The sequence below is a fragment of the Achromobacter sp. ACM04 genome, from assembly GCF_014851465.1.
Lineage (GTDB): Bacteria > Pseudomonadota > Gammaproteobacteria > Burkholderiales > Burkholderiaceae_B > Achromobacter > Achromobacter aegrifaciens.
Genome location: NZ_JACUZS010000004.1, coordinates 501,327 through 527,561 on the forward strand (window position 1 = coordinate 501,327; position 26,235 = coordinate 527,561).

The window sequence follows — 26,235 nt, forward strand, 5'->3', positions numbered from 1 at the left end:
CCAAGCACTGCGTCGCATTGATTGCGGCAAGGGAAAGTAATGTCTTTCGAAAACCTGGGTCTTGCGCCCGCTCTGTTGTCGGCCATTCAAGACGCTGGCTTCACCTCCCCCACTCCTGTCCAAGCTTCGGCCATTCCGCAAGCGCTGGCTGGCCACGACCTGATGGTGTCCTCGCAGACGGGTAGCGGCAAGACCGCGGCCTTCATGCTGCCGGCCCTGCACCGCATCGCCCAGATGCCCGCCAACAAGGGTGTCGGCGTGCAAGTGCTGGTGCTGACCCCGACCCGCGAACTGGCCCTGCAAGTCACGGACGCCACCGCCACCTACGGCCGCAAGCTGGCCGACCTGCGCACCGCCACCGTCGTCGGCGGCATGCCCTACGGCGCGCAGCTGAAGGCGCTGTCGCGCCGCGTGGACGTGCTGGTCGCCACCCCCGGCCGCCTGATCGACCACCTGAACTCGGGCCGCGTCAAGCTGAACACCGTGCACACGCTGGTGCTGGACGAAGCCGACCGCATGCTGGACATGGGCTTCATCGAAGATATCGAAACCATCGTCAGCCGCCTGCCGGAAGGCCGCCAGACGCTGCTGTTCTCGGCCACGCTGGACGGCACCGTCGCCAAGCTGGCCTCGCGCATGATGCGCGAGCCGCAGCGCATCGAGATCGCCGGCGCCAAGGAAAAGCACACCAACATCACGCAAAGCCTGCTGTACGCGGACGATGCCAGCCACAAGATGCAGCTGCTGGACCACGTGCTGCGCGACGCCTCGCTGGACCAGGCCATCGTCTTCACGTCGACCAAGCGCGGCGCCGACGATCTGGCCGACCGCCTGGCCGACCAAGGCTTTGCCGCCGCCGCCCTGCACGGCGACATGAACCAGCGCCAACGCACCCGCACGCTGTCGCAACTGCAGCGCGGCCAACTGCGCATCCTGGTCGCCACCGACGTGGCTGCCCGCGGCATCGACGTGCAAGGCATCAGCCACGCCGTCAACTTCGACCTGCCGATGCAAGCCGAAGACTACGTGCACCGTATCGGCCGTACCGGCCGCGCCGGCCGCAGCGGCCTGGCCTTCACGCTGGCAACGCATTCCGAGCGCCATAAGGTCCGCCGCATCGAGCACTACATCGGCCAATCGATCACCCCCGAAGTGATCGCCGGCCTGGAACCCAAGCGCACTCCGCGCCCCTCGGCTGGCGGCGCCGGCCCGCGTGGCGGCAAGCCGTTCGGCAAGCGTCCCGGCGGCGGCTACCAGGGCAACCGCGAAGGCCGTTCCTTCGGCGGCCCGCGTGGCGAATTCAAGCCGCGTGAAGGCGGTTATCAAGGCAACCGCGAGGGCGGCCCGCGCGAAGGCGGCTACCAAGGCAATCGCCCGTTCGGCGACCGCCCGGCCCGTTCCTTCAGCGATCGTCCGAGCTTCGGCGACCGTCCGCAGCGTGAAGGCGGCTACCAGGGCAACCGCCCCTTCGGTGACCGTCCGCAGCGCGAAGGCGGCTTCCGCGGCGGCGACCGCGATTCGCGTCCCAGCTTCGGCGACCGCCCCAGCTATGGCGACCGCCCCCAGCGCGATGCCCGCCCGTTCAGCGAGCGCGGCCCGCGTGAAGGCGGTTTCCGTGGCGGCGACCGCGACTCGCGCCCCAGCTACAACGACCGCGCCAGCTTTGGCGACCGCCCGAGCTTTGGCGACCGTCCCAGCTTCGGCGACCGTCCGCAGCGTGAAGGCGGCTTCCGCGGCGGCGACCGTCCGGAAGGCGGTTTCCGTGGCAAGCCCTCGTTCGACAAGCGCCCCGGCGGCCCCGCCAAGCGCTTCGGCAAGTCGGCTGACCGCCGCGGCTAATCCGCCCGCTTGAACCCAACACAAACCCCGCGCCTGTCGCGGGGTTTGTTTTTTGGGAAAATGACCGCTTGTCCACGCACCGCCCGACCATGCAACGATCCGCCCCCGCCAACCTGCCCGCCCTTACTCCCGCCGCCGAGGAACACAGCGCAGCCGCTGCCGCGCATCTGCGCGCCACCATCGCCGCCCATGGCGGCTGGCTGTCGTTCGACCACTGGATGGCGCAGGCTCTATACGCGCCCGGGCTGGGCTATTATGCGGCCGGCAACGTCAAGCTGGCCGAGGCCGACGGCGACGTCCGCACGCCTGCCGGCGACTTCGTCACCGCGCCCCAGCTGACGCCGCTGTTCGCCCGCACGCTGGCCCGCCAGGCCGCCCAGGTGCTGCGCCAGACGCAGACCGACGCCGTGCTGGAATTCGGCGCCGGCACCGGCGCCCTGGCCGAAGGCGTGCTGCGCGAACTGGATGCGATGGGCCTGGATCAAACCCGCTACCTGATCCTGGAAGTGTCGGCCGACCTGCGCGCCCGCCAGGCTGAAAGGCTGGCGGCATTCGGCGAGCGTGTGCAATGGCTGGACGCGCTGCCCCAGCGCTTTGCCGGCTGCGTGCTGGCCAACGAAGTACTGGACGCGATGCCGGTGTCGATCTTCCGCTGGAGCGATACGGGCGAGGTGCTGGAGCGCGGCGTGGCGGTGGACGCCGCGCAAGGCTTCGTCTGGGAAGACCGCCCGGCGCCGCCGGCGCTAGCCGCCGCTGTCGCCGCCCGCATGCCGGCCCTGCCCGGTTACGTGTCCGAGATCAACCTGCAAGGCGAAGCCTGGATCGCCGCCATGGGCGGCTGGCTGGAACGCGGCGCGGCGCTGCTGCTGGACTACGGCTTTCCGCGCAGCGAGTACTACCATCCGCAGCGCGCCGGCGGCACGCTCATGTGCCACCTGCGCCATCACGCCCACGGCGATCCGTTCACCGCGCCGGGCCTGCAGGACATCACCGCGCACGTCGATTTCACCGCCATGGCGGATGCCGCGCTCGAGGCCGGCATGCAAGTCCTGGGCTATACCTCGCAGGCCCGCTTCCTGATGAACGCGGGGCTGATGGATCTGTTGGCGCAACTGGATCCGAGCGACGTGCAGCAATACGCGCAAGCCGTGGCGCCCGTGCAGAAGCTCTTGTCCGAATCGGAGATGGGCGAACTGTTCAAGGTGTTGGCGGTGGGACGCGGCATCACCGAACCGCTGGCAGGGTTCTCGCGCGGCGACCGGTTGGGCAAGCTGTAGGAACGCGTGGCGGCCTCATAGGCATGGCCGCCACGTTTTCAGATCCATAGCGGAATCACTGCGCCCGCAGGCGCTCCAGGCGCGCGGCGCGCACCTGCTCCTTGATGCGCGCCGGTTCTCCGGCGCAAGCTTTGGCGATAGCTCCGGCGTCCACTCCGCGCACGATTGCCACGCGCGATTGCCAGGCCGCTCGGTCCACGGAGCGCAGCACGGCCGCCGCATCCAGCAGATCCAGAAAGCGTTCCGGCTTGCGCAGCGCATCGGCGCGCTCCATCAGCGCCAGTTGCGCATCCGCGGGATCGGCGCCTTGCTCCACCGCGTCCAGCCCCGCCAACACTTCCGGCAATAGCCGCGCGTAATCGTTGCATTCCGTGGGCACGCGCAGGCGGCGGCCCATGGCGTCGCGTTCAGGCGTCAGCCGGCACAGCAAGGCATAACGGCCCGGCAGCGACAGGCCCTGCGCGGCCGCGCGATCCACGTCGGCCGCGGTCTGTTCCACCCCTTGCAGCTCGGGCATCACGCGCGCCAGCGCGCCGCATTGCTGCAGGATGCCCAGCATGCGCGACGGCGCCGCCGCCATCAGGCCGCGCGACAATTCCTTCCAGACCCGTTCTGCCACCAGCGCGTCGGCCTCGCCGGCCTCGACCATGCGGCGGCACAGCGCCAGGGTCTCGGGCGCCACGGAAAAATCGGCAAAGCGCGCCGCGAACCGGGCCAGCCGCAGAATGCGTACCGGATCCTCTTCGAAGGCCTCGCCAACGTGGCGGAAGATGCGGTCGCGCACGTCGGCGGCCCCGCCCAGGGGATCAACCAGCTCGCCGTCCTGCTTCTGCGCGATGGCGTTGACGGTCAGGTCGCGACGGCGCAGATCCTCTTCCAGCGTGACGTCGGCGCCCGTATAGAACGTGAAGCCCTTGTAGCCCCGCCCCGACTTGCGCTCGGTGCGCGCCAGCGCGTATTCCTCTTTGCTGCGCGGATGCAGGAACACGGGGAAATCGCCGCCCACGGGCACGAAGCCGCGGCGAGCCATGTCCTCGGGTGTGGCGCCAACCACGACCCAGTCGTGGTCGCCGGGGGGGAGGCCGAGCAGCGCATCGCGCACCGCTCCGCCCACGATATAGACCTGCAGGCCGTCCGTGGCCGGATCCCGCGTCATGGGATCGAAGTGCTTTCCGCGCCCAGCGGCACAATGTTGCCCAGGCGTTCCTTCAGGGACTGGGGCTGGCCGGTGAACATGGCGGCGTAATACACCGAGTTGGACATCACGTTCTTGACGTAGGTGCGCGTCTCGTTGAACGGGATGGTCTCGGCAAAGATCGCGCCTTCCACTGGATGCGTGAAGGTCGAGCGCCAGTTGTGCGGACGGCGCGGGCCGGCGTTATAGCCTGCGCTGGCCAGCATCTGCGAACCGTTCAGGTCACGCAGCACCATGTTCAGATAGTTGGTGCCGAGTTCGGTGTTGGTGTCGAAGTCGTTGACGCTGTCGGGCGTGAAGTTGCTCATGCCGATCTTGCCCGCGACCCACTTGGCCGTGGCCGGCATCAGCTGCATCAGGCCGGACGCGCCGACGTGCGAACGCGCGTCCATGATGAAGCGCGATTCCTGGCGGATCAGGCCATAGACCCAGGCCGGATCCAGCGCGATGGCGTTGGCCTTGGCGGTGACGCGGCCTTCGAAGGGCGCGATGAAGCGCTGGCTGAAGTCGAACTCTTTTTCCGTGCGGTCGGAGGTGTTGACCACGCGGTCGTAGATGTTCTCGGCGCGCGCCAGTTCGGCGGCGGCCATCAGCTGGCGGTCGCTCATGCCGCGCAGCGTGAAGTTCCATTCCGGCACGGCTTCGGCGCGCCAGCCCAGGCGGAAGAGCTGGATCGCCCGGCGCAGGCCGGGGTTGGCGCGGGCCTCGGTGATTTCCTGGTCGCTAATGGGCGCGGGGCGCGGCGGCACGGTGATGCGGCGGCCCAGTTCCTCGGCGGCCAGCTGGCCGTAGAAGTCGAAGCGGTCGGCGATGCTGGCGTAGGCGGTGGCGGCCTGTTCCTTGTTGCCGCGCGCGGCCTGGCCGCGGGCCTTCCAGTAGATCCAGGACGAATCGGCCTGCTGCGAGGCGGGCATCTGGTCGATGGATTCCATGACCCATTTCCAGTCGATCTTGGGCTGGCGCAAGGCGGCGCGCACCTTCCAGGCGGCGTTGTATTCCGTCATACGGATGTGGCCGGCCTCGTGGTACCAGTCGTCGGCGCGGCTGTCGAGATTCAGCGCGGCGACCAGCGCGTACTGGCCGCGGACCCAGGCCAGGTTCGACTTGGCCATGGACTTGGACCAGTCCCCGGACTTGCCCCATTCGCGGCGCAGGTAGGAATCCGCCACGCTGACGTCGGAACGCGCCAGGCGCGCCAAGGCGATCGTCACCAGTTCCTTCTCGTTGCGGCCCACGGGTTGACGGCTCTGGCGCGTCAGCCACTTCATGGGGTCCTTCATGAGCTGGTCATAGGTTTTCAGGTCGCCCGGCTCGAACATGTACTGCGCGAACTTGCGCGCGTCGGCGGTCTTGTTGGCTTCGATGGCGTCGCGCAGCTGGGGTTCCAATTGCTCCCAACCCATGATGCCGTCGGCGACCAGCTGGTCGTACAGCGCCCAGCAGGCGCCGCCCGGCGCGAACACGGCCGCGGCCTGCGCCGCCGTGGCGCGCTGCCCGGTCATGTGCTTGGCATCGAGGATGGCGCACTCGATCTGCGCATTGCTGTTCTTCACGGGCGCGAGCTTGCGCACGGTTTCGAAGTCTCCGCTGCGGGCCGCGGCCAGCAACCAGTCGCCGCGCAGGCGATCGGCCAGGTAGGCGTCGGAATTGCCGCTGATGAACTTCTGCAGGTCGGCGGTGGGCCGGCCGGTGGCGGGAGGCGTCCACAACTGGTAGCGCAGCAGCCAGTATTCGGGGTACATGCCCAGCGGATCCGGCTTGGCCTGCGGCACCAGCGCGCCCAGCACGGACCACTGCTTGCGGTTCATGGCTTCGCGCGCGGCAACCACGGCGGCCAGCGCGGGCGTCTGGGAAGTCGGCGGCAGGCCGGCCAGCACCGCGGGCGGCACGGAAATGGCGGGTTGCGCGGCCTGAACGGCGGGCTGAGGCTGGGGCTGGGTGTTGACCGACGCGCTGCGCTGCTGCGCGTCCACCGGCGCACAGGCCGCGGTGAACAGCGCCAGAAGCGGCAGCCAGCGGCGCAGGCCGGGAGCGGCCTCGGTGGCGGCGGCGGACCCGGATTTCCGCGCGGTTTTCTGATACCGTCCGGGTTGCAGAGTCTGTGTCATGCCCTGTCCCTCATACACTGGCCTTGCCGTACGCCAGCATGCCGGCAATCCACCTGTTCGTCCGCATGCGTCCGCACATTCGCCATCATTTGTCCATCCCTCTTACAGCCACCGCATGACTACGCAAAATACTCCAGAGGATACCGCAGTACCGCTACGCGCGCGATTGCGGAAACTGCGCGCCGAACTGCCGGAAGACCAGCGTAGCCGCGGCGGCCTGCTCATGCGCGCACGCCTGTTCACCTGGCTGAATGTGGCGCGCGATGAGGCCGTGCGCGCGGGCCGCCCCGCGCCCGCTACCGTGGCCGCCTTCTGGCCCATGGCCGACGAACCGGACCTGCGCCCGCTGCTAGAACAATGGGTCGAAAACGGCGTGACCGTGGCCCTGCCCGTGGTGCGCGAACGCAACGCCCCGCTGGCCTTCCTGCCCTGGACGCCGGACGCCGAATTGCGTGCCGGCCCCTACGGCATCCAGGAACCCGTCGCCGGCGCCGAACTGCTGCCCGACGTGGTGCTGGTCCCCACCCTGGGCTACACCGAACAGGGCGACCGCCTGGGCTATGGCGGCGGCTATTACGACCGCACCCTGGCCGCGCTGCGCGACCGCGGCCACCCGTTCATCGCCATCGGCATCGCCTGGAGCTGCGGCGAGCTGGACGCCGGTTATGAACCCGCCGCCCACGACTTCCCGCTGGACGCGGTACTGACCCAGGACGGCTGGGTGCCCCAGGCGCCGCTGGAACAAGGCGGCACCAGCGGCACCACGCTGCACAGCTTCCGCATGAACTGACGCACCAGTTCTGCTCCACCAGTTTGCACCAATACGGTGCACGACCTATCATAGGGACTGCTGCCGGGCCTAGCCCAGACCCCGGCCGCAGCACGCAGCGCCCGCGCACTTCCGTGCGCTTTCTTCGGCAGCGCCGCCCCACCCGTTCCCCTGGCCAAGCATTTCCGCGCCAGCCCCGCTGACCCCGATCCACCCGCCAGCCCCGGCCAATCCGCGCCTGGCGCCCACGCCATCCCCTGGCCTCAGCCGCCGCGGCGATGGCGCCGCAACGCCCTTCGGAGGATATTGGTCCTCAGGGGCGCCCCCCGCGCGTGCCGGCCAGGCTGGCATGCGGGTTGCTTAATCCATTGCAACCGGCCGGACATTGGCCGGACGGCGGCCGTGCGCGAGCCGGCTGCCAGCACCTGTACCGGAGGAGCCATGAAGGACAGATCATCCCGTCCCGCCGCCTATGACGAAATGCGCGACAGCGCCGGCGGCATACGCTCCCACTACCAGGCTTTCGAGCGCTGGCATGACGAGCAGTCCGCGCAGGCCATGGCCGCGCGCCGCCTGGAAGCGGACCTGAGCTTTCGCCGGGTCGGCATCACGTTTTCGGTGGCGGGCGACGCGGCCGGCACCGAACGCCTGATCCCCTTCGACCTGATCCCGCGCGTCATCCCCGCCGCCGAATGGCGTTTGCTGGAAGCCGGCCTGAAGCAGCGGGTGCGCGCGCTCAATATGTTCATCCACGACATCTATCACGGGCACGACATCGTGCGCGCGGACGTGGTGCCCGCCGAGCAGGTATTCCTGAACGCCCAGTACCGCCCCGAGATGCAGGACGTGGACGTGGCCGAGGACATCTACTGCCACATCGCCGGGGTGGACATCGTGCGCGCGGGCGCGGGCGAGTTCTATGTGCTGGAAGACAATTTGCGAGTGCCGTCCGGCGTGTCCTACATGCTGGAGAACCGCAAGATGTCGATGCGGCTGATGCCCGACGCCTTCGGCCGCATCAAGGTGGAACCGGTGGCGCACTACCCGGACCTGCTGCTGGACAACCTGCGCGAAGTCGCGCCGCACGGCGGCGACGATCCCACCGTGGTGGTGCTGACGCCCGGCATGTACAACTCGGCCTACTTCGAACACGCCTTCCTGGCGCAGCAGATGGGCGTGGAGCTCGTCGAAGGCCAGGACCTGTTCGTCGAGCAGAACACCGTCTACATGCGCACCACGCAGGGGCCGCGCAAGGTCGACGTGATCTACCGCCGCCTGGACGACGACTTTCTAGATCCGCTGTCATTCCGCGCCGACTCCGCGCTGGGCGTGCCGGGTCTGCTGTCGGTGTACCGAGCCGGACGCGTAACGCTGGCCAATGCCATCGGCACCGGCATCGCCGACGACAAGTCCACCTATCTCTACGTGCCGGACATGATCCGCTTCTATCTGGGCGAGGAGCCGATACTGTCCAACGTCCCCACCTGGCGCTGCAACCGGCCGGACGAACTGTCGCACGTGCTGGCCCACATGCACGAACTGGTGGTGAAGGAAGTCCATGGCTCGGGCGGCTACGGCATGCTGGTGGGGCCGTCGGCCTCGCGCGCCGAGGTCGAGGCCTTCAAGGACCGCGTGCGCGCCAACCCCGCCAATTACATCGCGCAGCCCACGCTGGCGCTGTCCACCGTGCCGACCTACGTGGAATCAGGCGTGGCGCCGCGCCATGTGGACCTGCGCCCCTACGTGCTGTGCGGCAAGGACATCCGCACCGTGCCGGGCGGCCTGTGCCGCGTGGCGCTGACCGAGGGCTCGCTGGTGGTCAACAGCAGCCAGGGCGGCGGCACCAAGGACACCTGGGTGCTGGAGGAGGACTGAACATGCTGAGCCGAACCGCCGACAATCTGTTCTGGATGTGCCGCTACACCGAACGCGCCGAAAACACCGCCCGCATGCTGGACGTGAACCTGCAGATGTCGCTGCTGCCGCAGGACGCGCAGCGGCGCGAAGGCTCGTGGCTGGGCGTGCTGCGCATCTCCGAGCTGCAAGGCCTGTACCAGAGCAAGTACGCCTCCATCTCGCCGCACGACGTGCTGCAGTACATGGTGCGCGATCCCGAGAACCCCTCGTCCATCTATTCCTGCATGCGCGCCGCCCGCGAGAACGCGCGCGCCGTGCGCGGCAGCCTCACCACCGAGGTCTGGGAAACCTACAACACCACCTGGCTGGAACTGCTCAAGCACCTGCACACGGGCTTGCTGGAACGCAACCCGGGCGAGTTCTTCGAATGGGTCAAGTTCCGTTCGCACCTGGCGCGCGGCGTCACCATCGGCACCATGCTGGAGGACGAGGCCCTGTACTTCCTGCGCATCGGCATGCACCTGGAACGCGCCGACAACACCGCGCGCATGCTGGACGTGAAGTTCCATGAACGCGGGTCCAACGGCCACGATGGCCGAACCGAGGGCGCCGGCGCGGCGGCGCTGCAAAGCGAGTTCTACCGCTGGTCGGCGCTGCTCAGCTCGGTGTCCGGCCTGGAGATTTACCGCAAGGTATATCGCGACGTCATCACCCCCGACCGTGTGGCCGAGCTGCTGATCCTGCACGGCGACATGCCGCGCTCGCTGCTGGCCTCGATGCGCGCAGTGGCCGACGACCTGGCGCGTGTCTCCAACCAACGCTCGACCGAAACCGAGAGGCGCGCCGGCATGCTGTGCGCGGAACTGCAATACGGTCGCGTCGAGGACATCCTGGACAGCGGCCTGCATCAATACCTGGAGCACTTCCTCGACCGCATCAACGATCTGGGCAACCGGATCAGCCAGGATTTCCTGGTGCCGCTGTCGGCCTAGACCGGAGACCGGAATGAAACAGATCATCACCCACGTCACTCACTACCGCTACACCGCCCCGGTCACCTACAGCATCCAGACCTTGCGCCTGACCCCGCGCGACGACGAACACCAGCGCGTGCTGCGCTGGCACATCGAAGCGCCCGGCGAGCTGGACAAGCAAGTAGATGCCTACGGCAACATCACGCATACGCTGACGCTCAACCAGCCGCACACCGACATCGAGCTGCGCGTGGTCGGGCAAGTGCTGGTGGCGCCGCTGGAACGCGGCCTGCTGGGCAGCGAGGACAGCCGTCTGCCAGTGCACGCCTATTGCGTGCAGACGCCGCTGACCCAGGCCGACGACACCGTCATGGCCTTCGTGCGCAACGCGCTGCCGGGCGGTCTGCATACGCCGGACGACGTGCTGGCCCTGGCCACCGCGGTCAGCGACCGCGTCGCCTACGAGCCCGGCACCACCGACGTCACCACCGCCGCCAACCAGGTGCTGGCCATGGGCCATGGCGTCTGCCAGGACCATGCCCACCTGTTCCTGGCCTGCGTGCGCGGCCTGGGCGTACCCGCGCGCTACGTCAGCGGCTACCTGTACACCACCGCCGAACACGCAGCCAGCCACGCCTGGGCCGACGTCTGGCTGCCCGACGTGGGCTGGACCAGCGTGGACATCACCAATCGCCAGTTCGCCTCGGACTGCCATTGCCGGCTGGCGGTGGCGCGGGACTATGACTCGGCCTCGCCGGTGCGCGGCGTGCGCAACGGCGGCGGTCAGGAATCCATGGAGGTCAGCGTGCAGGTCCAGACCAGCGCCCAGCAGTAACATCCCGCCAGCCGCGCCGCAATACAATGCGGCGTGGTTTTCCCTAATTCTGATCATGACCTACTGCGTCGCAGCCCGCCTTGATTCCGGCCTGGTATTCCTGGCCGACTCCCGCACCAACGCCGGAGTCGACCAGATCAGCGTCTTCCGCAAAATGACCGTGTTCGAGCGCCCGGGCGACCGCGTCATGGTGCTGATGAGTTCGGGCAACCTGGCGGTCAGCCAGGCGGTGCTGAACGCGCTGGCGCGCCAGCACGACGAAGGCGGCGAAACCGTCTGGAACGCGCCCGACATGTTCGAGGCCACCCGCCGCGTCGGCGCGGCGGTGCGCAGCGTCTATCACCACGAAGCCCCGGCCCTGCGCGAGCAGGGCGTGGACTTCAACGTCAACCTGATCTTCGGCGGCCAGATCGGCGCCGAACGCTGCCGCCTGTTCCAGGTGTATTCGGCCGGCAACTTCATCGAAGCCGGCCAGGAATGCCCGTACTTCCAGATCGGCGAAGCCAAATACGGCAAGCCCATCCTGGACCGCGTGCTGCGTCCCGACACCTCGCTGGACGAAGCGGCCAAGTGCGCCCTGATCTCCATGGACTCCACGCTGCGCTCCAATATCTCGGTGGGCCTGCCGCTGGACCTGCTGGTCTACGACACGCACTCGCTGCGCGTCACGCATTTCGCCAGCATCGACGAGCACAACGAGTACTTCCGCATGATCCGCGGCACCTGGGGCGAACGCCTGCGCCAGGTCTTCGCCGAGATCCCGGACCCGCTGTGGACCAATCCCGACTCGCCCGATTCGCTGGTCCCTCCCAGCCGCGTGCACCAGCCGCTGCGCGCGGAGCCGATGGATGCGCCCGTGTCGAACTATCCGGCGCCGCAGGTGTTGGCTGAAGATCCGGGGAAGGATCAGGCGAACTAGGGGCGGTTTCCGGCAGGAACATGCCAAGCCTCCCAGGCCAGAACCCGGGACTCCGTCTGATACCGCAGGCTTCCGCGCGCATTTATGTGTTCCGGACGCCTTGATCCCTTGCAGCACGACCGGAATCTGCTTTACAGTTTCTTCAACGTATATGCACGCCATATGCCCACCTTCCGAGGCCCGCGCAATTCATTGCTGCGGGCTTTCGTGTTTTTGTGCGGCATGAATCGTTGCCATTTTGAATTTGGGTGCGATCTTTCCATTCACTGAAGGAAAGCCAGCCGTCTCCCGCGCCCTACACTGCTTCGATTCGTATGCAAGCCACGTGTCGGACAAAGGGTTACGTCATGCATTACGTCATGTATCTGGACGAGTTCGGCCACATTGGCCCATTCGTCCCTCGTGATCACGACAAGCACCGGACAAGCCCGGTGTTCGGCTTCGGGGGGTTGGTCCTGCCTGTTGAATCCGTGCGCGAATTCGCCATCTACTTCTACAAACTGAAATGCCATCTATTGAAGTTCGAACTGGAACGGCAAGACCAACCTGCGTACCGCTGGGAAAAGAAGGGCGCGCAACTCTATACCGTCCGGAATGTTGAAAAGTACCAGCAGTTGCGGACCGCAACGGGGCGTTTGCTGAACCGGATCAGACAGATTGGCGGACACGTGATTTACAGCGGCGAGCAAAAGACAACAGACGCGGCATCGCATCAACCCGCGGAGATCTTCAAGCAGCAATTGCTACGCATAGTCCGGCGCGCGGATCGCTTTTTCTCGGCAAGGCAGGCCACCTTCATGCTTTTGATCGACGAGCAACAGGCGGGCAGCCGATGGCGCGAAATGAATGTCGAAGCCTGCACGCTGGCGATGTTCGAAGATGCCACCGACCGATGCAGAACGCTGGTCGAGCCGCTGATTCAAGGTGAGAGCCACCTGTTCCAGACCCTTCAATGTGCTGACTGGATCTGCAGCTTGGTGGGCCGGCTGTGCGCCTTCCAGGTGGCGTCCGCGCAGTACCGGGACTGGGAGATTTTTCACCGTTACTTTCATGACCGCGTGCAAGCCGCGGCCCTCCCGTGCAGCGGACTCGGTTCGCAGGAAGAGCAGGAAAATCCCCCGCTCATATCGCCTTCCGCGTAAACCCTCCTTTCCAGCAGCCGAAACCCGGCTTGCGGAACCGCGAATTCTCATCCGGGCGCTGTCGCGCCACACTGGTGTCCGGCCGTCATGCTTTGCCTTGGGGGCCCCGACAACACCACAAGGAGCGAGACATGCCCCCTATCTACGCGCGCGCCCTCAAGCGTGCAGCATGGCCCGTGCTGGCCCTGTCCTGCCTGGTTTCCGGCGCCGCCGGCGCGCAAGGCGCCTATCCCAATCATCCCATTTCGCTGGTCGTGCCGTTCGCAGCGGGCGGGCCGACCGATGTGGTGGCGCGCAGTCTGGGCGCATCCATGTCCAAGACGCTGGGCCAAAGCATCATCATCGAGAACCGCACAGGCGCCGGCGGCACGCTGGCGTCGCAGCACGTGGCGCGCGCCGCGCCCGATGGCTACACCTTCCTGATCCACCACAACGGCATGGCCACCGCGCCGGCGCTGTACCGCAAGCTGTCGTTCAACCCGCTGACGGACTTCGCCTATGTCGGCCAGGTGGCCGACGTGCCCATGACGCTGCTGGGCCGCAAGGACCTGCCCGCGGACGGCATGAAGGACTTCATCAAGTACGCCAAGGAAAACGGCAACAAGATCAACCTGGCCAACGCCGGCCTGGGCGCGGTGTCGCAGCTCTGCGGCATGCTGCTGCAGGAATCGCTGGGCGTGCAGTTCACCACCGTGCCCTATGCCGGCACGGCGCCGGCGATGACCGCGCTGCTGGGCGGCCAGGTGGACGTGCTGTGCGATCAGACCACCCAGACCATTCCGCAGATCAAGGCCGACCGCGTGAAGCTGTACGGCGTCACCACGCTGGAGCGCATCAAGACGCTGCCTGATGCGCCGACCCTGCAGGAGAACGGCCTGAAGGGCTTCGAGGTCAAGGTGTGGCATGGCGTCTACGCGCCCAAGGGCACGCCGCCAGAAGCCGTCGCGAAGTTCAACGAGGCCCTGCGCGCCGCGCTGAAGGATCCTGCCTTCACGCAGAAGATGGCGGAACTGGGCGCCGAGATCGTGCCGGAATCCAAGCAGACGCCGCAGGGCCTGCAGACCTGGCTGCAATCCGAGGTCGACAAATGGGGCGGCATCATCCGCAAGGCGGGGGTGTACGCGGACTGATGGCGCGGCGGGCGGCGGCGGTTGCTGCTGTCCGTTCATGAATATATATTCGCGTGCATGAGTACGAACGACGTAAAAAGCGCCAGGCGCGTCCTGGACATCCTGCAATTCTTCGCCGCGACGCGGGCGCCGGCCACGCTGTCGCAGCTTTCGGCCGGACTGGGCATCCCCAAGTCCAGCTGCCTGGCCTTGCTGGACACGCTGGAAGGCGACGGCTACGCGCATCAGACTGCGGGCCGTTATTACCTCACTCGCCGCTGGCTGAACGAGGCCCGCACGGTGGCCGAGCATGACCAGCTGACCACACGCATCCGGCCCACGCTGGAGGCGCTGCGCGACGAATTGGACGAGACCCTGATCCTGGCGCAACGGTCGGGCGACCAGGTGGTCTACCTGGACGTGGCCGAGCCCGAACGCATCGTGCGCTTCACGGCCAGGGTCGGCCAGCAAAAACCGCTGCATGCATCGGCCTCCGGGCGTGCCCTGCTGGGCGCCATGCCGCCTGCCGAACGCGAGGCGCTGGTCGCGCGCCTGCCCCTGGACCGCTATACCAGCAAGACGGTCAAGACCCACAAGCAACTGCTGCAGCTGATCGATTCCGAAGCCCAGCGCGGCTGGCACGTCAATCTGGCGGAGCATCAGGCCGATACCCTGTCGGTTGCCGCGCCGCTGGTGTTGTACGGCGCCGTGCTGGCGCTGGTCGTGGGCGCTCCGCTGGACCGTTCCGCCTCCCGCGCCGACCTCATCGGCCAGACCTTGCTTGCCGCCGGCCGCGAACTCACGCAACGCCTGGACAGCCCGGCGCCCGCCGTGACTGCCTACTAAGGCCAGCCCCTAAAAGGGCTTTCGCCGCTCCGGCCGCCTGGCTGCCCCGAGAGGCGCCTGGCGGCCGCGCCTTTACCTCCCCTTCCTGCTTTCCGCCGCGTCACCCGCGCTGGCCGCGCGCGCCTGCGTCCTCCGCGGCTGCGCAGGCTCCTGCGGGTTTACGACTAGCCAAAACCATTGCCCGCCTTCGTTCATGAATATAAACTTTTGTTCAAGAGTAAGAACGCGGATCGGGATTACCGGTAGCGGCCGCTCGAATTCCGGGCCAATACCCCGGCGCTCTCTACATGAAGGAAAGAACATGGCTGGCCTTTATTACGAACAGTTTTCGCCCGGGCAGGCGTTCGAGCATGCCTGGACCCGCACCCTGACCGAAATGGACAACGTGCTGTTCAGTTCCCTGACGATGAACGTGCAGCCGCTGCATCTGGACGCGCATTTCGCCGCGCAGACGGAGTTCGGCAAGCCCCTGGTCAACAGCCTGTTCACGCTGGGCCTGCTGATCGGCATGACGGTCAACGACACCACCTTGGGCACCACCGTGGCCAATCTGGGCATGACCGACGTGAACTTCCCCAAGCCGGTTTTCGCTGGCGACACCTTGCATGTGCACACCCGCGTGCTGTCGGTGCGCGAGAGCAAATCGCGCCCCAACGCGGGCATCGTCGAGTTCGAGCACACCGCGCTGAACCATCGCGACGAAGTCGTGGCCACGTGCAAGCGTTCGGCCTTGATGCGCAAGCGTCCGGCCTGAGCTTGCCGCCGTCCAGGAGGACCACGATGACCCGCTCCCTGCTGTTCGTGCCCGGCGATTCCGGGCGCAAGTTCGATCACGCGGCCGCCAGCGCCGCCGATGCCCTGATCCTGGACCTGGAAGACTCCGTCGCCCCGGACCAGAAGCCTGCTGCGCGCAAGGAAGTCCGCGCCATGCTGGAACGCGGCGCGGCAGGCAAACAACTATGGGTGCGCATCAACGCGCTGGAGGGCGGCGACGCCCTGGCCGATCTGGCCGCCGTGATGCCCGCCACCCCCTACGGCATCGTGCTGCCCAAATGCGCCGGCCGCGATGGTCTCCTGCACCTGTCGCACTATCTGGACGCCTTCGAGGCCACGGCCGGCACGGCCCCAGGCGTCACACGCATCCTCGCCATCGTCACCGAGACTGCGCAGTCCCTGTTCAGCCTGCACGACTACCGCGACGCCACGCCGCGGCTGTGGGGGCTGTCCTGGGGTGCGGAAGACCTGGCCGCCGACGTCGGCGCGCTGCGCAACCGCGAGGCGGGCCGCTACACGGAGCCCTTCCGTCTGGCGCGCTCGCTGTGCCTGATGTCGGCCGCCGCGGCCGGCGTGCGAGCCATCGATACGGTCTGCGTCGACCTGGACGCGCCCGAGGTTCTGGCAGCCGAGGCCGGCGAAGCCTTTCGCGACGGCTTCGTCGGCAAGATGGCCATCCATCCGCGCCACGTAGCCGCGGTCAACGCGGCGCTGAGCCCGGACGACGGCCAATTGCAATGGGCCCGCGCGGTCATTGCCGCCTTCGCCGCCAACCCGGGCGCGGGCACCTTGCGGCTGGACGGCAAGATGATCGACCGCCCGCACCTGCGCCTGGCTCGCCGCCTGCTGGGGGAGGATTGAACATGCCCGGACCACTGCACGGCATACGCGTCGTCGACATGACCAGCGTCGGCATGGGGCCCATGGCCACCCAGATGCTGGGCGACATGGGCGCCGACGTCATCAAGGTGGAATCCGCCGAGGGCGACGTGTTCCGTCACGTCACCCCCCAGCGCCATGCCGCCATGAGCCATACCCATCTGAACCTGAACCGCAATAAGCGCAGCGCGGTGATCGATGCCAAGACCCCCGAAGGCCGTGCGCAACTGGACGCGCTGATCGGCGGCGCCGACGTCTTCATCTCCAACATGCGCGCCCCGGCGATGCGCCGCCTGGGCCTGGATTACGCGACGCTGCAGCCCCGTTTTCCCGAACTGGTCTATTGCGCCTGCTATGGCTATTCGGAGCAAGGCCCTTATGCGGGACGCGCCGCCATCGACGACACCATCCAGGCCGCGTCGGGCATGGCCTGGCTGCAGGGCGGCGCGGGCGAGCAGGCGCCGCGCTATGTCAATTCCGTGGTCGCCGACAAGGTGGTGGCGCTGTACGTGGCCAACGCCGTCACCAGCGCCCTGCTGGCGCGCGAGCGCGGCGCGGGCGGCCAGGCCGTGGAAGTGCCGATGTTCGAATGCATGGTGGCCTTCCTGGCGCCGGAACATCTGGCCGGGCTGACCTTCGTGCCGCCCGAAGGGCCGGCGGGCTACACACGCCTGCTCAATGAGTACCGCCGCCCGTTCCGCACGCAGGACGGCTACATGAGCGTGGTGCCTTACACCACGCCGCAATGGCAGCGCTTCTTTGCGCTGGCTGGCAACCCCGAGATGGCGCAGGACCCGCGCTACCTGACGCTCAACAGCCGCAGCAAGCATTTTCCCGAGCTGTACAGCTACGTCGAAGGCGTGCTGGGCAAGCGCACCACCGCGCAATGGATCGAACTGCTGGCGACCGCCGACATCCCCTATGCGCCGGTCAACGGCTTCGAGGAACTGCTGGCCGACCCGCACTTGCGGGCCACCGGCTTCTGGCATGAATCCGAGCACCCCACCGAAGGGCGCCTGATCCAGGCGGGCCTGCCCGTCCGCTTCAGCCGCACGCCGGCAGAGATCCGGCGGCATCCGCCCGGCCTGGGCGAACACACAGCCGAGATCCTGGCGGAAGCCCAGGCCGGCCGGACGTCCTAAGGTTCCAAAGCACGAGGAGACAGACATGAAAAACAACATCCGATCCGCCCTGATCGCCGCCGCGCTGTGCCTGCCGTCCCTGACAGGCGCAGCCCCCGGCTATCCGCAGGCGGACAAGCCCATCCATTTCGTGGTCGGCTTTCCCGCCGGCAGCACCATCGACAACGTCTCGCGCGTGGTGGTGGACGATATCCGCGCCCGCACCGGCGCGCAGATCATCGTCGAGAACAAGCCCGGCGCGCTGGGCGTGCTGGGCGTGGACACGGTGGCGCGGGCCGCGCCCGACGGCTACACCATGATGCCGAGTTCCAGCGCCACCAGCTCGTCCGGCCCCTACCTGTCCAAGGCCTTCCAGCGCTATGACGCCATGAAGGACTTCACCCAGGTCGGGCGCGTGGTGCGCTTCGACGTGGTCATCGTCACGCGCGCCGCAGGCCAGCATGGCGACGCGCGCCAACTGGTGGCGACAGCCAAGGAAAAGCCGAATTCGGTGACCAGCGGCTATGGCTCGGGCACGGGCCAGGTGGTCGCGGCGGCGTTCAGCCGCGCAGCGGGCGCCGAGGTGCTGGCCGTGCCCTATAAGGGCCAACCGGCAGCCATCACCGATCTGCTGGGCGGGCGCATCGATTTCGTGGCGGCCGACCTGGGGGCCGTGCTGCCGCAGATCCGCGCCAAGAACCTGAACGCCGTGGCCCTGGTTTCCAACAAGCGCTCGACCATCCTGCCCTCCGTTCCCACCGCCCAGGAACTTGGCATGGGCAGCCTGGACCTGACCGGCTGGATCGGCGTGGCCGGCCCCGGCGGCCTCGCGCCCGAGGCGGCGAAGTGGTGGTCCGAGCAACTGACGGCCACGATGCGCGAGCCTGCGATCCAGGAAAAACTGCGCGCCATGGGCATGGAGCCCGACCTGGCCACGGGTGATCCCTTGCAGCAATTCGTGCGCGGCCAGTACGACGCCTGGGGTCAGCAGATCCGGCAGGCGGGAATCCAACCCGAGTAAGCAGCGGGCTGCCCAAAGAAAAGCCCACCCTCGCGGGTGGGCTTGGCCTTTATGGCGAGTGCAGCCTGTTACGCCTGCACCGCTAGCTCCTTCCACACCGCCAGCGGCGCTTCCGCATGGTTCAAGGTGTAGAAATGCAGGCCCGGCGCGCCGTTGTCCAGCAGCGTCTGGCACAGTTCGGTCACCACGTCCACGCCAAAGGCGCGGATGGAGGCCTTGTCGTCGCCGAACTCGGCCAGGCGCAGGCGGATCCAGCGCGGCACTTCCGCGCCGCACATTTCCGAGAAGCGCAGCAGCTGCGTGTGGTTCGTGATGGGCATGATGCCCGGCACGATGGGCACGTTCACACCCTTGGCCTGGGCCCGGTCGACGAAGTCGAAGTAGGCGTCGGCGTTGAAGAAGTACTGCGTGATCGCGGCGTCGGCGCCGGCTTTCACCTTGTTCACGAAATGGTTCAGGTCGGCGGAGGGATTGGCCGCCTGGGGATGCATTTCGGGATAGGCCGCCACTTCGATGTGGAACCAGTCGCCCGTTTCCTCGCGGATGAACGACACCAGCTCGTTGGCGTAGCGCAGTTCGCCCGCATCGCCGCCCATGCCCGAGGGCAGGTCGCCGCGCAGGGCCACCACGCGCCGCACGCCCTCGTTCTTGTAGGCCTGGAGGATGTCCCGCAGATCCTGGCGCGTGGCGCCGACGCACGACAGGTGCGGCGCCGCCTCGCAGCCCAGGTTGCGCAGCGTGCGCACGGCGTCCGCCGTGCCGGCGCGGGTGGAGCCGCCCGCGCCGAAGGTCACGCTGACGTACTTGGGCTGGATGGCCAGCATCTGCTTGGCCGCGCGCACCAGCCGCTCCTGGCCGGCCAGGTCGCGCGGAGGGAAAAATTCCAGACTGAAAGCGGGAGTAGTCGAGTCAGACATTAGGGGATCAGCTTCGTGAGCAGGCCAGAGATGATGCTGTACAGGATCGCACCGCCCACGGCCCACCAGAACCCGTTGACCTGGAAGCCCTTCAGCACGGAGCCGACGAACCAGAACAACAAGGCGTTGATGACGATGAGGAAGAGACCGAGAGTGACGATCGTGATGGGCAGTGTCAGCAGCACCAGCACCGGTTTGACCAGCATGTTCACCAGGCCCAGCACCAGCGCGGCGATGAGCGCCGATCCGAAGCTGGCCACGGTGATGCCGGGCAGCAGGTAGGCCACGGCCAGCAGGGCCACCGCGTTCAGGATCCAGACGAGTATCAATGCCATGTTCGATCTCCTGTTGTGAGCCCGCCGGCCCTGCCGCGGCGATACGTACGCGACAGGGGTCCTGCGGACCGGAAAGCCCGCGCCGGCATGGCGCGGCACTTTCCTATTTTGCTACAACCATCAATAGCGGTAGTGCTCGGGCTTGTAGGGGCCTTCGACCGGCACGTTGATGTAGTCGGCCTGATCCTGGCGCAGCGTCGTGAGCTTCACGCCCAGCTTCTTCAGGTGCAGGCGGGCGACCTTCTCGTCCAGGTGCTTGGGCAGCACGTAGACCTGACCCGACTGGTAGGCTTCGTTGCGCGTGAACAGCTCGATCTGGGCGATGGTCTGGTTGGCGAACGAGGACGACATCACGAACGACGGGTGGCCAGTGGCGCAACCCAGGTTCACCAGGCGGCCCTGGGCCAGCAGGATGATGCGCTTGCCGTCCGGGAAGATGACGTGGTCGACTTGCGGCTTGATCTCTTCCCACTTGCAGTCGGCCAGGCTGGCGACGTCGATTTCGTTGTCGAAGTGGCCGATGTTGCACACGATGGCCTGGTCCTTCATGGCGTTCATGTGCTCACGCGTGATGACGTGGTAGTTACCGGTGGCGGTGACGAAGATGTCGCCGTGCGCGGCGGCTTCTTCCATGGTCACGACCTTGAAGCCTTCCATGGCGGCCTGCAGGGCGCAGATCGGATCGACTTCGGTGACCCAGACCTGGGCGCGCAGCGCGACCAGCGCCTGGGCGCAGCCCTTGCCCACGTCGCCGTAGCCGGCCACGACGGCAACCTTGCCGGCGACCATTACGTCGGTGGCGCGCTTGATGCCGTCGACCAGCGATTCACGGCAGCCGTACAGGTTGTCGAACTTGGACTTGGTGACCGAGTCGTTGACGTTGATGGCGGCAAAGGCCAGCTCGCCCTTTTGCGACATCTGGTACAGGCGATGCACGCCGGTGGTGGTTTCTTCCGTCACGCCCTTGATCAGGGCCAGGCGGGTCGAATACCACTTGGGATCGCGCTTGAGGGTTTCCTTGATGGCGGCGAACAGGATGCGCTCTTCGTCGCTGCCCGGGTTGGCCAGCACCGAGATGTCCTTCTCGGCCTTGGTGCCCAGGTGCAGCATCAAGGTGGCGTCGCCGCCGTCGTCGAGGATCATGTTGGCGTTTTCGCCATTGGGCCATTCGAAGATCTTGTGGGTGTACTGCCAGTACTCTTCCAGCGTTTCGCCCTTGACGGCGAAGACCGGGGTGCCCGACGCGGCGATGGCGGCGGCGGCGTGGTCCTGCGTGGAGAAGATGTTGCACGAGGCCCAGCGCACTTCGGCGCCCAGGGCCACCAGCGTTTCGATCAGCACGCCGGTCTGGATGGTCATGTGCAGGCTGCCGGCGATGCGCGCGCCCTTGAGCGGCTGCTTGGCGGCGAATTCCTCACGGATGGCCATCAGGCCGGGCATTTCGGTTTCGGCGATGGCGAGTTCGCGGCGGCCCCAGCCGGCCAGCGACATGTCGGCGACGAGGTAGTCGGAGAAGGATTTATCGGTCACAGCGTTCATGGTGTGTAGGCTCCACGTGAAATACGAACGGCGCAGGATATGGCCGGACAACGCGAAGGCACCACGAAGGTCGAGTGCTCGCCTTTCCCGCCATATGCGACAAAGGTGAGCGCCGTTGCTGTAGCGCCGCGCAAGGCGCGCCGCTTGAACAAGGATTCCTGAGCCTGGCGAGCCTGGCTCCGCTTGCCGTGCCGGCTGGCGGGAACCGCAGGGTCGTCGCAACGCTCCTCAGGATTGCCGGGCATTGTACCCGGGAACCGTGCGCCAGGGATCAAACCCCTGGCTCCCTGGCGGGCATTTCGCCACCCGGCCGCCGCGCAAGCATGGCCCCTTCAGGGACGCACGACGCCTCGGCATGTTCCGCGCCGCGGGCGCTCCCATCCAGCGGCACCAGTGCAGCCAGCAGGGTCGCGGCCACCGAGTCCCAGCTGCGCGTCAGGGCATGTTCGCGCACCGCATGGCGGTCCAGCGACAGGGCCGAGCGGCAGGCATGGGCCAGGTCTTCGTCCAGGAAACCGGTGACGCCCTGGGTCACCACCGCCAGCGGCGCTTCGCTGCGGAAAGCGGCCACCGGCGTGCCGCAGGCCATGGCCTCCAGCATGACCAGACCGAAGGTGTCCGTCAGGCTGGGGAAGACAAAGGCGTCGGCCGACCCGTAGAGCGCCGGCAGCGCTTCGTCTTGCCGCATGCCCAGGAAAATTGCGTCGGGAAAGCGCTTCTTCAGCCGCGCCTCATCCGGCCCCGCCCCCACCACTACCTTGCTGCCCGGCAGGTCCAGCGACAGGAAGGCGTCCAGATTCTTCTCGCGCGCCACGCGGCCCACGCTCAGGAATACGGGACGGGGCAGGTCCGGGAAGGCCTGGCCCGCCCCCGGCTGAAACTTGCGCGGGTCCACCCCGCGCGACCAGATCTGCAGGTTGGCGAGGCCGCGCCGCGCCAGCACGTCGCGCACCGTGGGCGTCGGCACCAGCACCCGCTGTGAGGGCCGGTGAAACCAGCGCAGATAGCGCCAGGGCAAGGCCGCCGGGATGCCCATGCGCGCCTGCAGGTAGTCCGGGAACATGGTGTGGAACGAAGTCGTGAAGCGCCAGCCCCGCGCCAGCGCCATGCGGCGGGCGACCAGTCCCAGCGGACCTTCGGTGGCGATATGCAGGGCGTCGGGCACGAGGTCGCCCAGGATGCGGCGCAATTGCCGGCCGGGCTGCAGACACAGCCGCAGGTCGGGCTCGGAAGGCGCCGGCACGGTGCGGCTGCCCTGCGGGTTCACCACGATCAGCTCGTGGCCCCATTCTCCGAGGATCTGCTGCATGGTCGTCCAGGTGCGGACGACGCCATTGACTTGCGGATGCCAGGCATCCGTGACCAGGACGATGCGCATGATGGAGCCGGAAGTGGGCAATAGCGCGATTTAGCCCGCGCCATGTGACATGCCCAAGACGGCCTGCGCGGCCGCCGGCTAGTTGTTGCGGCGGGGATACCCTTGCGCCGTGATGCGCACCCAGACTTCGCGCTTTTCCTCTTCCGTCATGAACACCCAGTTGGCGACTTCCATGGCGGTGCGGCCGCAGCCGCGGCAGATGTCGTCAAACAGCGTGGAGCAGACGGCCACGCAGGGCGAATCCGAAGCCTTGAAGGCGCGTTGCGCGTCTTCGGCGTCGGGGAGTTTGGAGAGGTCGACGTGGTGCTGATTCATCGGGCGTAGGTTAACACCGGCAGTGCGTCCCCTTTTAGAAGGCCCTATGCCCCGCCCGGACTTGAATGCCTGTCCGCGCGCGGGGTGCTACATGCGGGCCGAGCCCTGCCGCTAGCGCCAGCCGAAGAACTCTCCGGCCTGCGCCAGCAGCGCGTCCGGGCACTCTTCTGCAAGATAGTGCGCGCCCGGCAACGGGCCTCCGGACACCTCGTCGGCGATCGCGCGCCACAGCGCCAGCACGTCGAAGTTCCGGCCCACCGCGCCGCGCTCGCCCCACAGCGCACGCAGTGGCATGCGCAGGCGTTCGCCGGCCTCCCGGCCGGCGCGGTCGTGCTCCAGGTCCAGCGTGGCGGAAGCGCGGTAGTCCTCGCAGATGCCCGTGGCCCAGCCGGGCAGTTGCGCCGCGCGTTCGTACTCGGCCATGGCCTCGGCGGAAAAGTGCGCCAGCCCGCCAGGCCGTCCGCCCATCACGGAACGCAGGTAGAACACCGGGTCGCGCTGGATCATGGTTTCGGGCAGCGGCGCCGGCTGGATCAGCCAGAACCAGTGGAAATAGGCCTGGGCGAAGGCGCGCGTGGTGCCTTCGTACATGTCCAGCGTGGGCGCGATGTCCAGCAGCATCATGCGGCTGACGGCGGCGGGATGGTCCAGCGCCAGCCGGTGCGCCACGCGCGCGCCGCGGTCGTGCGCCAGCACCTCGAAGCGCTCGTGGCCCAGGGCGCGCATCAGCTCGATCATGTCGGCCGCCATCTCGCGCTTGGAATGGGCAGAATGGTCCGGCGATGCGGCAGGCTTGTCGCTATCGCCGTAGCCGCGCAGGTCCGCCGCCACGCAAGTGCGGTGGCGCGTCAGTTCCGGCCAGACGCGATGCCAGATGGCGTGGGTCTGGGGATGGCCGTGCAGCAACAGCAACGGCGGGCCAGCGCCGTCGACGCGGGCTGCGATCTCGATGCCGTTGGCCGCGATGCGGCGCACGGGCAGGTCGAAGAATGCGGTCATATGGCCTCTCGGTCCAGGCGGTCGCGCACGCGGCGCGCCAGGTCTTTCATCCAGGGGTGCCGCGCCCAATGCCCGGCCTCGAAACGTTCCACCTCGTCCAGCTGCTGCAATGAGGCGCCCACCATGTCCTGCCCCTGCACGTACATGCGGCGGTGACGTTCTGGCAGCGTGAACGCCGCTGTCCAGCCGTCCATGGCGGTGACGCTCCCTGCCGCCACATCGATGCTGACGCGGTTGGTGGCCGTATTGGACACCCTGGCGAGCAAGGCGTCGATCTCGGCCGGCGCCAGGCTGATCAGCAGCAGGCCGTTGTTTACGGCATTGAAGTAGAAGATCTCGCCGAAGCTGGGCGCGATCACCGCGCGGATGCCGAACTGCTGCAAGCCCCACACCGCATGCTCGCGACTGGAGCCGCAGCCGAAATTCGGCCCCGCGACCACGATGGACGCCCCGGCATAGGCGGGCTGGTTCAGCACGAAATCGGGCCTGGGCGCGCCGCCCGCATCAAAGCGCAGGTCATGCAGCAGGCCGCGGTCCAGCCCTGCCTTGTCGATGATGCGCAGAAACTGCTTGGGCATGATCTGATCGGTGTCCAGATTGGAAAAAGGCAGCGGCGCGGCAACGCCCTCGATGGTTGCGGTCATGCGTGTTGCTCCCAGACGCGGACGTCGACAATGCGGCCGGCCAGCGCGGCGGCGGCGGCCATCGCCGGAGACATCAGGTGCGTGCGGCCCGCGCGCCCCTGCCGGCCTTCGAAATTGCGGTTGGTGGTGGAGGCGCAGCGCTCGCCCGGGCTGAGCACGTCGTCGTTCATGGCCAGGCACATGGAACAGCCAGGCTGGCGCCATTCGAAGCCGGCCTCGATCAATTGCGCCGCAATGCCTTCGGCCTCGGCCTGTGCGCGCACCGCACCCGATCCGGGCACCACCATGGCCCGCACGCCGGCCGCCACCTTGCGGCCGCGCACCACGGCTGCCGCCGCGCGCAGATCCTCGATGCGTCCGTTGGTGCAGGAGCCGATGAACACGCGGTCTATCGGCACGCCAGCTATCGGCGTACCCGGCGCCAGGCCGATGTAGTCCATGGCCTTCTCCAGCGCCAGGCGGGCCAGCGCGTCGGGCTCGGCCTGCGGGTCCGGCACCACGCCATCCACCGGCATGGCCTGGTCCGGGCTGGTGCCCCAGGTGACGAAGGGCGCGATCGCGGCGGCATCCAGCACGTGCTCGGCGTCGAACACGGCATCTTCGTCCGAGCGCAGCGTGGCCCAATGGGCGCGCGCCTGGGCCAGCGTCTCGCCTTGCAGTTCGGGCGCATGCGCGGCGACATAGGCCTCGGTGATGGCGTCCGGCGCGATCAGCGCGGCGCGCGCGCCGGCTTCCACCGTCATGTTGCACAAGGTCATGCGGGCCTCGGCGGAGAGCGCGGCGATGGCCTCGCCGCAGAACTCCACCGCATGGCCGCGCGCGCCTTGCGCGCCGATGCGGTGCACGACGCAGATCACCAGGTCCTTGGCGGTGACGCCGGCCGGCAGCGCGCCATCGACGCGAATGCGCATGTTGCGCGCCACGCGGTACGCCAGCGTCTGCGTGGCCAATATGTGTTCGACCTCGGACGTGCCGATGCCGAAGCCCAGCGCGCCCAGCGCGCCGTAGGTGGTGGTGTGGCTGTCACCGCACAGCACCACCATGCCCGGCAGCACCATGCCATGCTCGGGCGCGATCACGTGTTCGATGCCTTGCAGCGGATCGGTGGTGTCGAACAGCGCGATGCCCTGCTCGTCGCAATTGCGCTTGAGGTTCAGCGCCTGGCGCGACGAAGCGTCGTCGGCGATCACGCGCAGTGCCGCCGGCACCGGATGCGTGGGGATGATGTGGTCCACCACCGCCATCTGCTGCCCGGGGCGCAGCACGCCGCGCCCGCGCGCGGCCAGGCCGCTGAAGGCCTGCGGGCTGGTGTATTCGTTCATGATGTGCAGGTCGACGTAGAGCAGGATGTGCTCGTCGTCGATCCGGGCCACCTCATGGCTGGCCACCAGTTTGTCGTACAGCGTCATGCCGGGCATGTCTTGCGTCCTTCGTAGTTGGGTC

At 67.5% G+C, this 26,235-nt stretch carries 24 protein-coding genes and 1 riboswitch; of the genes, 14 read left to right on the forward strand and 10 right to left on the reverse strand.

The window, feature by feature from the left end; translation table 11 throughout:
* Nucleotides 1–39: 39 nt before the first annotated feature.
* Both IB259_RS24225 and IB259_RS24230 read left to right on the forward strand, forming a co-directional pair.
* Nucleotides 40–1,839, forward strand: coding sequence for a DEAD/DEAH box helicase (locus IB259_RS24225; protein WP_054456966.1), 1,800 nt, complete (start codon nt 40–42; stop codon nt 1,837–1,839).
* 89 nt (nt 1,840–1,928) lie between these two features.
* On the forward strand, nt 1,929–3,116 hold the full coding sequence (locus tag IB259_RS24230) for a class I SAM-dependent methyltransferase (protein WP_054456968.1): 1,188 nt from the start codon (nt 1,929–1,931) through the stop codon (nt 3,114–3,116).
* A gap of 55 nt (nt 3,117–3,171) precedes the next feature.
* On the opposite strand, the gene IB259_RS24235 is transcribed toward IB259_RS24230, so the two are convergent.
* Nucleotides 3,172–4,272 carry a CCA tRNA nucleotidyltransferase gene (locus tag IB259_RS24235; RefSeq protein WP_119450167.1) on the reverse strand — a complete coding sequence of 367 codons (1,101 nt, stop codon included), beginning with the start codon at nt 4,270–4,272 and terminating at the stop codon, nt 3,172–3,174.
* Nucleotides 4,269–6,419, reverse strand: a complete 2,151-nt coding sequence (locus IB259_RS24240; protein WP_119450166.1) for a lytic transglycosylase domain-containing protein — start codon at nt 6,417–6,419, stop codon at nt 4,269–4,271. The genes IB259_RS24235 and IB259_RS24240 overlap by 4 nt, the downstream gene beginning before the upstream one ends.
* 115 nt (nt 6,420–6,534) lie before the next feature.
* Here IB259_RS24240 and IB259_RS24245 point away from each other — a divergent pair, with 115 nt between their 5' ends.
* The 12 genes from IB259_RS24245 to IB259_RS24300 all read left to right on the forward strand — a co-directional run bounded on the left by IB259_RS24245 (nt 6,535) and on the right by IB259_RS24300 (nt 18,665).
* Nucleotides 6,535–7,209, forward strand: coding sequence for a 5-formyltetrahydrofolate cyclo-ligase (locus IB259_RS24245; RefSeq protein ID WP_054456975.1), 675 nt, complete (start codon nt 6,535–6,537; stop codon nt 7,207–7,209).
* A 420-nt stretch (nt 7,210–7,629) separates the two neighbouring features.
* A complete protein-coding gene (locus IB259_RS24250; protein WP_054456977.1) occupies nt 7,630–9,063 on the forward strand; it encodes a circularly permuted type 2 ATP-grasp protein in 1,434 nt (477 codons plus the stop codon).
* 2 nt (nt 9,064–9,065) lie between these two features.
* The gene (locus tag IB259_RS24255) at nt 9,066–10,037 is read left to right on the forward strand and encodes an alpha-E domain-containing protein (RefSeq protein ID WP_054456979.1); all 972 of its coding nucleotides are present in this window, start codon (nt 9,066–9,068) and stop codon (nt 10,035–10,037) included.
* Nucleotides 10,038–10,050: 13 nt separating this feature from the next.
* On the forward strand, nt 10,051–10,854 hold the full coding sequence (locus IB259_RS24260) for a transglutaminase family protein (protein ID WP_192330312.1): 804 nt from the start codon (nt 10,051–10,053) through the stop codon (nt 10,852–10,854).
* Nucleotides 10,855–10,909: 55 nt separating this feature from the next.
* On the forward strand, nt 10,910–11,773 hold the full coding sequence (locus tag IB259_RS24265) for a proteasome-type protease (RefSeq protein WP_054456984.1): 864 nt from the start codon (nt 10,910–10,912) through the stop codon (nt 11,771–11,773).
* 347 nt (nt 11,774–12,120) lie between these two features.
* Nucleotides 12,121–12,915, forward strand: coding sequence for a DUF3800 domain-containing protein (locus tag IB259_RS24270; protein ID WP_192330314.1), 795 nt, complete (start codon nt 12,121–12,123; stop codon nt 12,913–12,915).
* A gap of 131 nt (nt 12,916–13,046) precedes the next feature.
* Nucleotides 13,047–14,045, forward strand: coding sequence for a tripartite tricarboxylate transporter substrate-binding protein (locus IB259_RS24275; protein ID WP_125471146.1), 999 nt, complete (start codon nt 13,047–13,049; stop codon nt 14,043–14,045).
* Between the two features lie 57 nt (nt 14,046–14,102).
* On the forward strand, nt 14,103–14,870 hold the full coding sequence (locus IB259_RS24280) for an IclR family transcriptional regulator (protein ID WP_192330316.1): 768 nt from the start codon (nt 14,103–14,105) through the stop codon (nt 14,868–14,870).
* Nucleotides 14,871–15,171: 301 nt separating this feature from the next.
* Nucleotides 15,172–15,624 carry a MaoC family dehydratase gene (locus IB259_RS24285; protein ID WP_054456992.1) on the forward strand — a complete coding sequence of 151 codons (453 nt, stop codon included), beginning with the start codon at nt 15,172–15,174 and terminating at the stop codon, nt 15,622–15,624.
* Nucleotides 15,625–15,650: 26 nt separating this feature from the next.
* Nucleotides 15,651–16,505 carry a CoA ester lyase gene (locus tag IB259_RS24290; RefSeq protein ID WP_119450162.1) on the forward strand — a complete coding sequence of 285 codons (855 nt, stop codon included), beginning with the start codon at nt 15,651–15,653 and terminating at the stop codon, nt 16,503–16,505.
* Nucleotides 16,506–16,507: 2 nt separating this feature from the next.
* Complete coding sequence (locus IB259_RS24295; protein WP_119450161.1) at nt 16,508–17,665, forward strand: CaiB/BaiF CoA-transferase family protein; 1,158 nt, start codon at nt 16,508–16,510, stop codon at nt 17,663–17,665.
* 25 nt (nt 17,666–17,690) lie between these two features.
* The gene (locus IB259_RS24300; protein WP_119450160.1) at nt 17,691–18,665 is read left to right on the forward strand and encodes a tripartite tricarboxylate transporter substrate binding protein; all 975 of its coding nucleotides are present in this window, start codon (nt 17,691–17,693) and stop codon (nt 18,663–18,665) included.
* A 68-nt stretch (nt 18,666–18,733) separates the two neighbouring features.
* Here IB259_RS24300 and metF read toward each other — a convergent pair whose 3' ends face one another.
* The 8 genes from metF to leuC form a co-directional block, all read right to left on the reverse strand.
* Nucleotides 18,734–19,582: a methylenetetrahydrofolate reductase [NAD(P)H] gene (metF, locus tag IB259_RS24305; RefSeq protein WP_119450159.1), complete on the reverse strand. Its 849-nt coding sequence runs from the start codon at nt 19,580–19,582 to the stop codon at nt 18,734–18,736.
* A complete protein-coding gene (locus IB259_RS24310) occupies nt 19,582–19,917 on the reverse strand; it encodes a phage holin family protein (protein ID WP_006389784.1) in 336 nt (111 codons plus the stop codon). Before IB259_RS24310 ends, metF begins: the two co-directional genes overlap by 1 nt.
* A 120-nt stretch (nt 19,918–20,037) precedes the next feature.
* A complete protein-coding gene (gene ahcY / locus IB259_RS24315; RefSeq protein ID WP_054457001.1) occupies nt 20,038–21,456 on the reverse strand; it encodes an adenosylhomocysteinase in 1,419 nt (472 codons plus the stop codon).
* A 100-nt stretch (nt 21,457–21,556) separates the two neighbouring features.
* A riboswitch (S-adenosyl-L-homocysteine riboswitch) is annotated at nt 21,557–21,692 on the reverse strand.
* Between the two features lie 35 nt (nt 21,693–21,727).
* Nucleotides 21,728–22,834 (reverse strand): glycosyltransferase family 1 protein, encoded by a 1,107-nt coding sequence (locus tag IB259_RS24320; RefSeq protein ID WP_192330318.1) that lies wholly within the window; start codon nt 22,832–22,834, stop codon nt 21,728–21,730.
* A 78-nt stretch (nt 22,835–22,912) separates the two neighbouring features.
* Complete coding sequence (locus IB259_RS24325) at nt 22,913–23,149, reverse strand: DUF1289 domain-containing protein (protein WP_054457003.1); 237 nt, start codon at nt 23,147–23,149, stop codon at nt 22,913–22,915.
* Nucleotides 23,150–23,260: 111 nt separating this feature from the next.
* Nucleotides 23,261–24,148 carry an alpha/beta fold hydrolase gene (locus tag IB259_RS24330; protein WP_175162366.1) on the reverse strand — a complete coding sequence of 296 codons (888 nt, stop codon included), beginning with the start codon at nt 24,146–24,148 and terminating at the stop codon, nt 23,261–23,263.
* The gene (gene leuD / locus IB259_RS24335) at nt 24,145–24,792 is read right to left on the reverse strand and encodes a 3-isopropylmalate dehydratase small subunit (RefSeq protein WP_054457007.1); all 648 of its coding nucleotides are present in this window, start codon (nt 24,790–24,792) and stop codon (nt 24,145–24,147) included. The genes IB259_RS24330 and leuD overlap by 4 nt, the downstream gene beginning before the upstream one ends.
* Nucleotides 24,789–26,210 carry a 3-isopropylmalate dehydratase large subunit gene (gene leuC / locus IB259_RS24340; RefSeq protein ID WP_192330320.1) on the reverse strand — a complete coding sequence of 474 codons (1,422 nt, stop codon included), beginning with the start codon at nt 26,208–26,210 and terminating at the stop codon, nt 24,789–24,791. The genes leuD and leuC overlap by 4 nt, the downstream gene beginning before the upstream one ends.
* Between the last annotated feature and the right edge of the window lie 25 nt (nt 26,211–26,235).

Coding starts and splice junctions, on each gene's coding strand:
- IB259_RS24225 (WP_054456966.1), top strand. CDS start 40: ATGTCTTTCGAAAACCTGGGTCTTGCGCCCGCTCTGTTGTCGGCCATT.
- IB259_RS24230 (WP_054456968.1), top strand. CDS start 1,929: ATGCAACGATCCGCCCCCGCCAACCTGCCCGCCCTTACTCCCGCCGCC.
- IB259_RS24235 (WP_119450167.1), bottom strand. CDS start 4,272: ATGACGCGGGATCCGGCCACGGACGGCCTGCAGGTCTATATCGTGGGC.
- IB259_RS24240 (WP_119450166.1), bottom strand. CDS start 6,419: ATGACACAGACTCTGCAACCCGGACGGTATCAGAAAACCGCGCGGAAA.
- IB259_RS24245 (WP_054456975.1), top strand. CDS start 6,535: ATGACTACGCAAAATACTCCAGAGGATACCGCAGTACCGCTACGCGCG.
- IB259_RS24250 (WP_054456977.1), top strand. CDS start 7,630: ATGAAGGACAGATCATCCCGTCCCGCCGCCTATGACGAAATGCGCGAC.
- IB259_RS24255 (WP_054456979.1), top strand. CDS start 9,066: ATGCTGAGCCGAACCGCCGACAATCTGTTCTGGATGTGCCGCTACACC.
- IB259_RS24260 (WP_192330312.1), top strand. CDS start 10,051: ATGAAACAGATCATCACCCACGTCACTCACTACCGCTACACCGCCCCG.
- IB259_RS24265 (WP_054456984.1), top strand. CDS start 10,910: ATGACCTACTGCGTCGCAGCCCGCCTTGATTCCGGCCTGGTATTCCTG.
- IB259_RS24270 (WP_192330314.1), top strand. CDS start 12,121: ATGCATTACGTCATGTATCTGGACGAGTTCGGCCACATTGGCCCATTC.
- IB259_RS24275 (WP_125471146.1), top strand. CDS start 13,047: ATGCCCCCTATCTACGCGCGCGCCCTCAAGCGTGCAGCATGGCCCGTG.
- IB259_RS24280 (WP_192330316.1), top strand. CDS start 14,103: ATGAGTACGAACGACGTAAAAAGCGCCAGGCGCGTCCTGGACATCCTG.
- IB259_RS24285 (WP_054456992.1), top strand. CDS start 15,172: ATGGCTGGCCTTTATTACGAACAGTTTTCGCCCGGGCAGGCGTTCGAG.
- IB259_RS24290 (WP_119450162.1), top strand. CDS start 15,651: ATGACCCGCTCCCTGCTGTTCGTGCCCGGCGATTCCGGGCGCAAGTTC.
- IB259_RS24295 (WP_119450161.1), top strand. CDS start 16,508: ATGCCCGGACCACTGCACGGCATACGCGTCGTCGACATGACCAGCGTC.
- IB259_RS24300 (WP_119450160.1), top strand. CDS start 17,691: ATGAAAAACAACATCCGATCCGCCCTGATCGCCGCCGCGCTGTGCCTG.
- metF (WP_119450159.1), bottom strand. CDS start 19,582: ATGTCTGACTCGACTACTCCCGCTTTCAGTCTGGAATTTTTCCCTCCG.
- IB259_RS24310 (WP_006389784.1), bottom strand. CDS start 19,917: ATGGCATTGATACTCGTCTGGATCCTGAACGCGGTGGCCCTGCTGGCC.
- ahcY (WP_054457001.1), bottom strand. CDS start 21,456: ATGAACGCTGTGACCGATAAATCCTTCTCCGACTACCTCGTCGCCGAC.
- IB259_RS24320 (WP_192330318.1), bottom strand. CDS start 22,834: ATGCGCATCGTCCTGGTCACGGATGCCTGGCATCCGCAAGTCAATGGC.
- IB259_RS24325 (WP_054457003.1), bottom strand. CDS start 23,149: ATGAATCAGCACCACGTCGACCTCTCCAAACTCCCCGACGCCGAAGAC.
- IB259_RS24330 (WP_175162366.1), bottom strand. CDS start 24,148: ATGACCGCATTCTTCGACCTGCCCGTGCGCCGCATCGCGGCCAACGGC.
- leuD (WP_054457007.1), bottom strand. CDS start 24,792: ATGACCGCAACCATCGAGGGCGTTGCCGCGCCGCTGCCTTTTTCCAAT.
- leuC (WP_192330320.1), bottom strand. CDS start 26,210: ATGCCCGGCATGACGCTGTACGACAAACTGGTGGCCAGCCATGAGGTG.